Below are 10,134 nucleotides of genomic sequence, written 5' to 3' on the forward strand. Positions count from 1 at the left end.
TCGGCAAACAGTGCCGACACGTCGCCGTGCCGGCACCGGCGGAACGATCAGCCGTTGAACGTGCCGGCGATCGCGTTCTCGCTGTCTTCGTACGAGAGCGCAGCCTGGTTGAGCAGGTCGCTGATGCCCTGCAGGGACTCCTTCAGCTGCAGGCCGGCCTGATCCCACTGCGAGTACAGCTCGTTGAAGCTCTGCGACGCGGTGCCGCTCCAGTCGCCCGAGATGAGCCCCTCGACGAGCGACTTCAGGTTCGACAACTGCGACTCGATCGACTGCGAGCCGCTCGAGAGCTGGCCTGCGACGCCCGCGAGCGAGTCAGAAGTAACGCGGATCTCCGCCATGGTTTCCTCCGTGGGTGTGCTGAAAACTACCGGATGCCGCGGCGGCCCAGCTGCATGCACGATGCACTGGTCCGCCCGACTCCCAGTACGCTACCCGAAGCTCGCGAGCCGGCACATGGGGAGGGCTCCCCATGTGCCGGCGTGCGTCAGGCCGTCGCCGAGTCGTCGTATCTGAGGGCGACCCCGTGTGCGGCGGCGACCGGCTCCACCGCGCGATACGCATCGTGGAAGGCCTCGACCGGCAGTGCGGCACCGAACGGCAGGCGAACGACGGTTCGGCCGTCCTTGGTGCTCGACATGCCGGCGGCCGCACCGACCGGCGGGTCGGACGGGACCGCGGATCGTCGGGCACCGCCACGGAGTGTCACGAGCACGTCCATCTCGCTCTTCCCGCCGCGCTTGCGCAACTGCACGCCCAGCCGCCGCCCGTAGGCCGCTGGAGTGCCTTGGAACCCGCCGCCATCGCCCGGCCGCCGATCCTTGAACACGATCTCCGCGACGTCCTGCCATGCGATCCGACCGAACGCACCCAACGAGAGCCCCCCCGCGTCCACCGTGAACGCGACGCCCTCGACCCCGACCGCCTGCCGGAGGTTGCGCCGCCAGCGGAAGACCGCCGCGACTGCGGCGATGAGGATTCCCAGGCCGCCCAGGCCGAAGACGAGCGACACCACCGCATCGGGACTCCGGCCGCTCATGGTCCAGACGGCCAGCGCCGCGAACCCTCCGCCGACCACGATGCCGAGGACGAGCATCGTCGTCTGCGCGCCGCTCGCCTCTCGGAGTCGATCCGTGGGCGCCCGGAACACGGTCGGCTCCGCCGTCGGCTGCTGATCGGTCACGGAGTCCTCCTCGACGCCGGGCTCACGCCGCCGGCCTGATCTCGAAGCTGATGTCGCCGACCCATACGCGATCGCCGGGCACGACCTCGACGGGCGCGCCCGCGCCCTGCAGGGGAATCTGGGCGCCCGCGCGCTCGATGCTCGAACCGTTGCTCGAGCCGGCGTCGGCCACCGTCGCCCTGCCCGCCTCGAGGGCGAAGTACAAGTGCACGCGGGAGACCGACCGCGTGTCGTCGAGGAGCTCGATCGCCTGCGCACCGGTGGCCGCCGCGGTCTGCGCGGGCTTGCGACCGATGACCGCGGCGCCGCTCACGACCACTCGCTGACCGGTCGAGAAGTCGAGCTCGACCTTGACGAGCGCCGGGGACCCGACGACGGCCGGGGCCGCACCCGCGGCCGGCGAGGGCTCGGCGGCACCCGCCTGCGCCTGCTGCCACGGCAGCAGCGACGGCAGCGGCACCGGATCGATGGGCGCGCGCGCGGCAGCGGTCGGCGCACCGGCGACCGGGCGCTGCGCCGCAGGTGCCGCGAACGGAGCCGGCGGCCGACTCGACGACGATTGCGGAACGAGTTGGCCGCACGACGTGCAGAACATGCTGTTCGGCTGCAGTGTCGCGTCGCAATACGCGCAGCGTGCAGAGACCACGTTGCTTCACCTTTCGAGTACGGGACCGCGAGGCGGCCCAGTCGAGTCTACGGTCGATGCGGCGGACCGCCGAGGTCACTGCCTGACATCGGGCACCCGTGCCGGGAGCCATCCGCCGGGGGTCGTGTACACGCCGCCGCCGGCCGGTGCCTGGCCGAGCATGAACTTCGGGATCGGCGCTCCGACCGCTTGCGTTCCGATCATCGCGGCCGTCGGCTGCAGCACGAAGGCCCGCCGTGCCTTCTTCGCCTCGACGAACGGCCCGCCGAAGAGCGTCGAGAGCGAATCCGTGTCGGCGGACACGATGAAGCTCGCTCGGTGCTTGACGCCCGTCAGCGCGTGCTCGAGCGGCGCGTTCTTGAACTGCTCGACGTCGTCGACGACGATCGTCACCCGACCGTCGAAGGGTGCGAGCAGCTCGTCGAGTTGCGGCGGCTGGACATCGCCCGAGCGGATGACGGGGATGCCCGAACGCTCGGCGAGTTCGGTGAGCACCGACGGCCGCTGCGCCACGATGACGAGCTGCTCGTTGCGCCAGGCGAGCTGGTGCACGACCGCGGCGAGCGCCGAGGACTTGCCGGAGCGACGACCGCCCGCGACGATGAAGCCGCCGTCGGTTGGCCAGTCGAGGGTGAACCGCGACAACCGGTCGCCGCCGACCGCGACGACGGGCCCGTCCTCAGGGCCCCCGTCGCCGAGCGGCAGCTCGTAGGCAGCGGTGAGTGCCATGTAGCCGGGCAGCGGGTCGACGCGGAACGGCTGCGGCAGCTCGGCGAGCTGGGGGAACTGGTCGAAGTGGTCGCGAACGTGCTCGATCGTGCGACGCAGCGCCGTCGTCTGCGCTTCGCCGCTCGTGTCGCGCACGAGCACGGCGAACTGGGCCTCGGAGCCCTGCGCACCCCAGAGTGCACGACCGGCGGGGAGGTTCAAGGGGATGTCCCTCGCCATGATGCCCGCCGTGCGGTAGTCGTTGATGTCGCGCATCGGCAGGGCGTACTGCTCGTCGATGAACGAGGAGACCTTGTCGCCGGCGATGCCGCGATCACCGGTCATGAGCACGCGCACGCCGACGGCCGGCCCCTCGCGGAGCACGCGCATGAACTGCTCGCGGAACACCACGAGCTGGTCGGGGTTCATCGTCGAGAGCATGCGCTCCCACCCGTCGACGGCGAAGATCGCGTACGGCAGCGCCGTCGCCGGATCGGCCTGCGCGCGCTGCTCGTTGATGTGGCCGACGCCAGCACTCGACAGGACGCCCTGCCTGATGGCGAGCTCTTCGAGGATGCGCTGCATGAGACGGGGCAGACGGTCGCCGTCGAGCTGGGTGACGACCGCGCCGCACTGGGGTGCGTCGGCGAAGGGCAGCAGCGCGCCGTTGCCGAAGTCGCTGATGTAGAGATGCAGGTCGCCCGGGGTGAAGCGCTGCACGGTCTGCGCGAGCAGGGTGCGCAGCGCCGTCGTGCGGCCCGACATCGATCCGCCGATGAAGAGGATGTGCGAGCCGTTCGCGACATCCCACGTGAGCGGTCGCTGCGACTGCTCGCCCGGCACGTCCTCGAGTCCGAGCAACAGCTCGGTCGGCTTCAGCGGAACGTCGGCGAGACGGTCGAGCGGCAGCACGGCCGGCAGCGGCAGGAGCCAGGGCGAAGGGTTCTTCTGGATTCCGAGACGATTGGTCGCCTCGGTGACGACGTCGACGAGCGCGCGCAGGTCGGTGTCGTCGTGGTCGCGGTTCTCCTCGTGCTGCGTCGCCGACTGCGGGTACCGGATCGGGAAGCCGAGCGTCTCCCAGTCGATCTTCGCGGCGGGCGGCAGCACCTTGGCCGCACGCTGCACGCCCGGCCGGATGCCCGCCACGCGGGCCGTCTGGAACCCGCTCGGCGCCGCGCTCGGCCCGAGCCGCACGAACCCGCGACCGGGAGTCGAGGCGCTGATGAGCGCCGCCTCGCCCGAGCCGAGGATGTCGGCCGAGTCGGAGCGATCGGTCACGCGCAGCGCGACCCTGAGGTTGATGTTCGACTGCATCTCGGCGGTGACGACACCGGCGGGCCGCTGCGTCGCGAGCACGAGGTTGACGCCGAGCGAACGACCGACGCGGGCGATGCGCACGAGGCCGTCGATGAAGTCGGGCAGCTCGGTCTTGAGCTCGGCGAACTCGTCGATGACGATCATGAGGCGTGCAAGGCCCCGTGCCGCCGCGGCCTCGGCGTCTTTCGCCCACGCCGCGTCGACGTCTTTCGCGTTCATGTCGCGCAGCACGACCTCGCGACGCTTGAGTTCGGCATCGAGTGAGGCGAGCGCACGCTCGGTCTCGCGCGCGTCGAGGTTCGTGACCATGCCGACGGTGTGCGGCAGGCGCTCGCAGTCTGCGAACGCCGAGCCGCCCTTGTAGTCGACGAGCACGAAGTTCAGCGCATCCGGTCGGTTGGCCATGGCCAGGCTCACGACGAGCGCCTGCAGGAATTCGGACTTGCCCGAGCCCGTCGTGCCCGCGACGAGCGCGTGGGGGCCGTCACGGGAGATGTCGAGCGCGAACTCGCCGTCGGCGTTCGCTCCGACGACGACGAAGGTGTTGCGCGGCTGCTTCGCCCAGCGCTGCATGATGGGCGCCGGGTCGTCGAGGTCGATCTTCAAGAGGTCGACCATGCGCACACTCGTCGGCAGCATGGCGTCGTCGCCGACCCCGCTGACGTGCTGGATCGAGCACAGGCTCCTGGCGATGCGCTGCGCGAGCGGGATCGAGACGCCGTCGAGCAGCACGGTCGGGTGGTAGTCGGCGCCGGTCTCGAATCGTGCGAGCGCCGGATCGGCCGGGTCGACGACGACGACGCTCGCCGCCTCTTCGGGCAGCCGCGCCCGCTCGCCGTCGAGTGCGATGACGTGGATGCCGTGCGCGGCGCCGTGCTCGAGCAGCGGCACCATGCCGGGCAGCATGCGGTACTCGCGTGCGCCGTCGACGACGACGACGATGTCGGACGGAACGACGGCGCCGCGCTGACCGGCGAGCCGCATGCGGGTCTCGAGGGTCACGGCGATCTCGCGCAGCCGCTCGCGCCGCGTGTCGTCGGTGTTGCCGAGCATCGCCGGCACCGAGCTGCTCACCTGCACGTGCGGGAGCCACTGGGTCCAGCCCCACGCGGCATCGGCCTCGGCGTCGCAGATGACGACGAGTTCGGCATCCCTCGGCGAACGCAGCGTCGCGAAGGAGGCGACCATCGCGCGCGCGAGGCTGCGCACGGCATCGGGCGGTCCGGCGATGCCGACGACGCCCTTGCGGAGGTCGGCGGCGACGGGCTGGGGTGTCACACCGACGCCCGCCTGGGTCGTGCGGTCTTTGCCGCCGCCCTCGAACCGCACGTCGAGGTCGACCTCGGTGACGCCCACACGCAGCTGCAACGCGTCGTCGTCGCCCTTTCGGCGCTCCCACAGCCGCGCGAGGGGCCGCGTCGCGATGTCGGCGATGACGACGGGGTCGGGCATGCGGTACCAGCCCTCGAGGCGCTGGATCTTCGCGAGCTCGCTGATGCGGCCCTCGGCGACCTTGACGTCGGCGATCCATTGCTTCTCGGTCTTCACGCCCTTCTTCTTGGCGAGCTTGCGATTGGCGATGAACGAGCCGACGACCATGATCGGGCTCGCCGCGGCCATGAGCAGCATGATGGGGCGCTGGAACACGACCGCCATCGTGACGCCGAGCACCACCGGGATGATGGCGGAGAGCCACGGCATCGGCGACTGGTCGGGGTCTTCGGGCTTGTCGCCCGGCAGCATGACCACCGGTTGCGTCTTCGCGGGCTTGATGCGCGACGGACGGTTGAACCCGCGGCCGCCGAGCGCGTCGCGCGTGAGGTCGGCATCGCTGCCCGGTGCCAGGCCGATGCGGAACATGCTGTTGCCGAGCTGGAAGTGATCGGCCGGCACGAGATCGGATGCGCCCTCGATCTCGTCGCCGTTGACCCACACCGCCGCGCCGGGTGCCGAGGGCGTGATCGTCGCCGACAGCGGCGCGGGCCGCCCAGCCTCGGGTTGCACGGGCGCGTTCACGGTGAGCACGGCGTGTTCGGAGGCGAGGGAGGGGTCGGCGATCACGAGCGTCGCCGAGCCGGCGCTGCCGATCGTGATCGCGCGGTCGGCAGCGAGCGGCAGCGTCTCGCCCGCGAACGGACCGCCGACCACCTCGAGGCGGAGCGCGCCGGGCGAGAGGTCGGCGGCGCCGGCGGCGGGGATCGAGGCCCCGGAGAGCACGGCGGATTCGGCGAACGGCGTCGACGGCTGCGCGAGCGGGTCGAGCGATGCGGGCATGACGCCGAGCGATTCGGCGACTTCGCCGACCGTCGTGGCCTCATCGATCTTGAGCACCCACGAGGCGGGGGCGCCCTGCGCCGCGGGCGGGCCGATCGTCAATCGAACGGTCATGTTGCACACCTCTCGTTCATCGCACTCCCGCCCGATCGAACGTGTCGATCAGTGGGCTGAAGACTCCGTCGCGCCCGGTCGCGTCCGTCTCGACGGGCACCCTCGGCACGATCTTCGAAGCCACGCCATCGTCGCCGTCGCGCGCGGCCGACGCCGGCACGAGGCCGGCCCCCGGCAATTCGGCGTCGGCACCGACGATGGTCACCGACCCGGTCGCCTGCTCGCCGGTCGCGGAGGCGACGTGGTAGCTGAATTGGTCGACGGATGCCGCGGCGGGCACGTAGCTCGCCGTGCCGTCGGGCCGGCACACCACGGTGCCGTGCACCGCCGCACCGCACCCGATGAAGTGGAGGTCGTCGGCGTCGGCGCCGAAGACGAGCCCGCCGAGATCGATCGCCTGCTCGGCGCCGTCGTTCGCGAGGTACACGCTCGTGGCGATGAGCGGCGTCGCCGGGCGGTAGACGGGAACTTCGACCACGGACTCCGCCGACCACGCGCCGAAGTCGTCGGCGAACCGCACGGTGATGCCGGCGTCGCCCGAGAAGGCCGCAGACGGACGGAACACGACGTGCGTGCCGGTCGCGGCGGCGGTGCCCGCGGAGCGCGGCTCGACCCCGATCACGTCGATCGACCCGCCGGTGGTGCACACCGCGCACTCGATGCCGAGATCGCCGATCGGCAGCATCACGGTCGACCCGGCCGCAACGGGGAAGCCCAGTCGGACGGCGTTCACCGTCGGGGTCTCGGGCGGGGCGAGCGTCACCGAATAGTCGAACACGAGCGAGGTCTCGCCGTTCGACTGCGGGACGGGAACGACGATGGCCGGCGCCTCGGGGTCGAACGTCGTCGCCGTGAGCGTCAGCTTCGTCGGCTCGCACGCCGTCACGAGCGGGGTGGCCGCGCTCGGTACCGCGCAGTCGGAGATCTGCCAACCCGGGGCCGGTTCGATCGAGGTGCTGCCGAGGTAGGGCACCGCGACCGCCCCGAGCGAGGTGCTCGCTTCAGCGGCCGGCTCGGGCTCCGCGGCATCCGCTCGCCCGGCCTCGCCGACGACCGCTGCGGGCAGCAGGGCGAGGCACGACAGCACAGCAGCACCCATCAGGGCGCGGCGGCGGCCCGGTCTGCCCACTGGTCTCCCTGTCGTCGCGCACGAAACGTTGCTCCGGCGTGCGGGTTACCATGGTACGCGGTCGGCCGGACAGGCGAGGCCGCGTGTCGCGCCGGCGACCGGCAAGAAGGGAACCGATGTCCGACTCATCGCGTCGCCGCGATTTCCGCAACACCCTCAAAGAGCACGAACGGCTCGCTGCCGGGCCGGATGCCGCGGCTCCCGCAGCCCCGCCGTCGCCGGCCCCCGCAGCACCCGCCTGGGGCGCGTCCGCCGGCGCCGCGCCGCGCGCATCGATCGGCACCGAACAGGGCCAGCCGGCGCTGCGCTCGACCGCCGGGGCGCGCCCGCTCGGCACCGCGGGCTCGGTGCTGCCCGAACTCGCCGAGGCGCCCGAGGCCGAGCGCAAGTGGTGGCGCCACCCGGCCTTCCTCGTCTCGATCGGTCTCACCGTGCTGGCGCTGGCCGGCGCCGCGACGTGGTTCATCGTCTCGGCCCTGAACGACGACTCGGTCGTCGTGCGCGACCTCTCGCTCACGATCGAGAACGGCAACGCCCATCTCGACTGGAGCGGCCCCGACGCCGCCTACAGCCTCTACGCGGTGCACGGCAACGGCGATGTCGTCGATCTCACGCAGTTCGTGCACGGCGGCACCGAGGCCTGGGTGTACTCGGCGGCCGGGCTCTACGAGAACGACACCTGCTTCGTCGTGCGCCCGACCAAGAGCACGGGCGACGTCGAACTCGACGCTGCGACCCTCTCCGCCCAGCGCGGCGAGAGCGCCTGCGTGGCCGACGCGTCGTCGTGAGACGTCATCTCGCGCTGCTCGTGCTCGCCGGGGTCGCGCTCGCAGGGTGCAGCGCCCAGCCCGCGGCGGTGCCGCCCACTCCGTCGCAGTTCCCCGCCGACGCGATCGGCGACGACCCGGTCGCGGGCAACGGGCTCTGGCTGCTGCGCGATGCCGCCGCGGCATCCGAGATCGTCGACGCGGTGGGCGCTGCCGGCCCGGTGGCCTACACGGGGTCGTTCACCGAACTGACCCCGGGCTCGGCCGGCGTGGAGCCCGCACCCGGACGATCGTTGACGGTGCAGTTCAACGGCCGGGCCGACCAGTACACCGCCGCGATCGATGCGGGGCCGCTCAGCCTCGAGATCGTCTCGCTCGACGGTCGCAGCTACCTGCGCGGCAACGCCGCGTACGCCGAGCACACCGGCATCGCCGAGCTCGAGCAGGGATTCGTCTGCGCCGCCGGGGACTCGCTGCTCGAAGAGTGGGCGCCGTTGCTGAAGCCCCGCGATCTCGTCGGCGAGCTGCTCGACTCGAGCGGAACCGTGACGGTGCAACCGCCCCGGGGCGACGCCGAGACGCTCGACGCCGTCGTCGGCACGGCCGAGGCCCCCGCCGGTGTCATGGCCGTGCAGCGCACGGGGCCGCCCCTGCCCGTCGCCTTCACGGCCGGCGACGCGACGGGCACGGGGTCGTTCGCCTTCACGGCGTGGGGCGAACCCGTCGCGGTGACGGCGCCCTCGGACGTGGTGGTCGGCTGCGGCTGACCGCCCCGATCAGGCTGACCGCCCCGATCGGTCTGACCCCGTTCAGTACCGCTGCACCTGCGGCCCGGCCGCGAGCTCGCGGTCGTAGGCCTCGAGGGCGAGTCGGTTGCGCTCGGTCACGGCGCGTCCGCGGGCGGCGATCCAGCCGCCCAGCCAGATCGGGATCTCGCGGGCGATGACGGCCGCGATGATCGCGAACGGATCGAGCCAGCGCTGCGAGATGAACTCGCTCGCCTGGTCGAGCGTGAGGGTCCACGCCTGCACCGCGAGCAGCGCGCCGCCGATGTAGGCGAAGTAGACGAGCACGCCGACCAGCAGGCCGAAGACCGCGTAGGTCCACCACGGCCCGCGATTGACGATCGCCGCGAGCAGAGCGAAGCCGATGAAGAACGCCGCGACGGGCGCCCAGAAGGTCGGTTCGACGAGGAACTCGGCGATGCCGATCGCCTCGCCGGCCGGTGCCCCGTAGCTGACGTAGAGCGCGTACGCGATCGCGGCGTAGAGCACACCGAAGGCGACCGTGCCGATGAGCGCGACGAGCACGCCGAAGCCGCGGTTGCCCTTCGCCTTGGGCGGGGTCGGCGCCTGCACGTAGATGGTCTGCGGGCCGGGCTGCGGAGCGACGTAGACGGGCTCGGGACCCTCGGCGAGGGTCGCGGCGCCGGCCGCGCCCGCAGCGCCCCCGGCCCCTGCCGCGACGGTCGCGGCCGGCACGTAGGTCTCGCGCCGTACGGCGTCGGCGGCGACGGGCGAGGGCGCCGACGCGGCATCCAGGTCGTCGATGCCGTTGGACTCTTCGGGCGCCGGGTGCGCGCTCGCCCGCTCGACGGCCTCATCGAGGCGCGAGGTCGCGGCGAGCCCCGCGTCGGCGTCGGCGCCTGCATCGGCGGCCGCGCCTGCATCGGCGCCCGGCTCGACGGCACCCGGCTCGACGGCATCGGTCTCGGCCGCATCGACGACCGGGCCGGTCTCATGCGCAGTCTCGTCGACCGCGGCCTCGTCGACCGCGGCTTCGTCGACCGCGTCATCCCCGATGGGACCGGTCGTGCCGTCGAGACGTTCCGGGTCTGATCCGGGAGTCGTGCTGCTCATGATCGCGCTCCTTCCGGGCACCCCGCGCACCCGTGGTGGGCCAACTGTAACAACGCGACGGGCCGGATTCTCGGAGCGCGCTCGGCGCTTCGCCCAGCAGATCGTCGAGTGGATGTCGCGGCGCGCGCCGCGAC

General features: G+C 72.1%; 8 protein-coding genes. 2 read left to right on the top strand and 6 right to left on the bottom strand.

Features of this window, described 5'->3' with window-relative positions; translation table 11 throughout:
- Positions 1-47 precede the first annotated feature (47 nt).
- From ACWGST_RS09045 to ACWGST_RS09065, 5 genes are all read right to left on the bottom strand, one after another.
- On the bottom strand, positions 48-341 hold the full coding sequence (locus tag ACWGST_RS09045) for a WXG100 family type VII secretion target (RefSeq protein ID WP_056010942.1): 294 nt from the start codon (positions 339-341) through the stop codon (positions 48-50).
- Positions 342-487: 146 nt separating this feature from the next.
- Positions 488-1,183, bottom strand: a complete 696-nt coding sequence (locus ACWGST_RS09050; protein ID WP_452046324.1) for a hypothetical protein — start codon at positions 1,181-1,183, stop codon at positions 488-490.
- 22 nt (positions 1,184-1,205) lie between these two features.
- Entirely contained in the window at positions 1,206-1,778 is a 573-nt protein-coding gene (locus ACWGST_RS09055) for an FHA domain-containing protein (protein WP_452046325.1), read from the bottom strand.
- Positions 1,779-1,904: 126 nt separating this feature from the next.
- Positions 1,905-6,245 (bottom strand): FtsK/SpoIIIE domain-containing protein, encoded by a 4,341-nt coding sequence (locus ACWGST_RS09060; protein WP_452046326.1) that lies wholly within the window; start codon positions 6,243-6,245, stop codon positions 1,905-1,907.
- A 16-nt stretch (positions 6,246-6,261) separates the two neighbouring features.
- Positions 6,262-7,374 carry an Ig-like domain-containing protein gene (locus ACWGST_RS09065; protein WP_452046327.1) on the bottom strand — a complete coding sequence of 371 codons (1,113 nt, stop codon included), beginning with the start codon at positions 7,372-7,374 and terminating at the stop codon, positions 6,262-6,264.
- A gap of 116 nt (positions 7,375-7,490) precedes the next feature.
- Here ACWGST_RS09065 and ACWGST_RS09070 point away from each other — a divergent pair, with 116 nt between their 5' ends.
- The gene (locus tag ACWGST_RS09070; RefSeq protein WP_452046328.1) at positions 7,491-8,162 is read left to right on the top strand and encodes a hypothetical protein; all 672 of its coding nucleotides are present in this window, start codon (positions 7,491-7,493) and stop codon (positions 8,160-8,162) included.
- Positions 8,159-8,908: a hypothetical protein gene (locus tag ACWGST_RS09075; protein ID WP_452046329.1), complete on the top strand. Its 750-nt coding sequence runs from the start codon at positions 8,159-8,161 to the stop codon at positions 8,906-8,908. Before ACWGST_RS09070 ends, ACWGST_RS09075 begins: the two co-directional genes overlap by 4 nt.
- Before the next feature lie 42 nt (positions 8,909-8,950).
- On the opposite strand, the gene ACWGST_RS09080 is transcribed toward ACWGST_RS09075, so the two are convergent.
- Positions 8,951-10,000, bottom strand: coding sequence for a hypothetical protein (locus tag ACWGST_RS09080; protein WP_452046330.1), 1,050 nt, complete (start codon positions 9,998-10,000; stop codon positions 8,951-8,953).
- Positions 10,001-10,134 lie beyond the last annotated feature (134 nt).

The organism is Agromyces sp. NPDC055520, assembly GCF_053619715.1.

Excerpts from the sequence above, each read along its gene's own strand:
- ACWGST_RS09045 (WP_056010942.1), bottom strand. The coding sequence starts at position 341 with ATGGCGGAGATCCGCGTTACTTCTGACTCGCTCGCGGGCGTCGCAGGC.
- ACWGST_RS09080 (WP_452046330.1), bottom strand. The coding sequence starts at position 10,000 with ATGAGCAGCACGACTCCCGGATCAGACCCGGAACGTCTCGACGGCACG.
- ACWGST_RS09055 (WP_452046325.1), bottom strand. The coding sequence starts at position 1,778 with ATGTTCTGCACGTCGTGCGGCCAACTCGTTCCGCAATCGTCGTCGAGT.
- ACWGST_RS09060 (WP_452046326.1), bottom strand. The coding sequence starts at position 6,245 with ATGACCGTTCGATTGACGATCGGCCCGCCCGCGGCGCAGGGCGCCCCC.
- ACWGST_RS09070 (WP_452046328.1), top strand. The coding sequence starts at position 7,491 with ATGTCCGACTCATCGCGTCGCCGCGATTTCCGCAACACCCTCAAAGAG.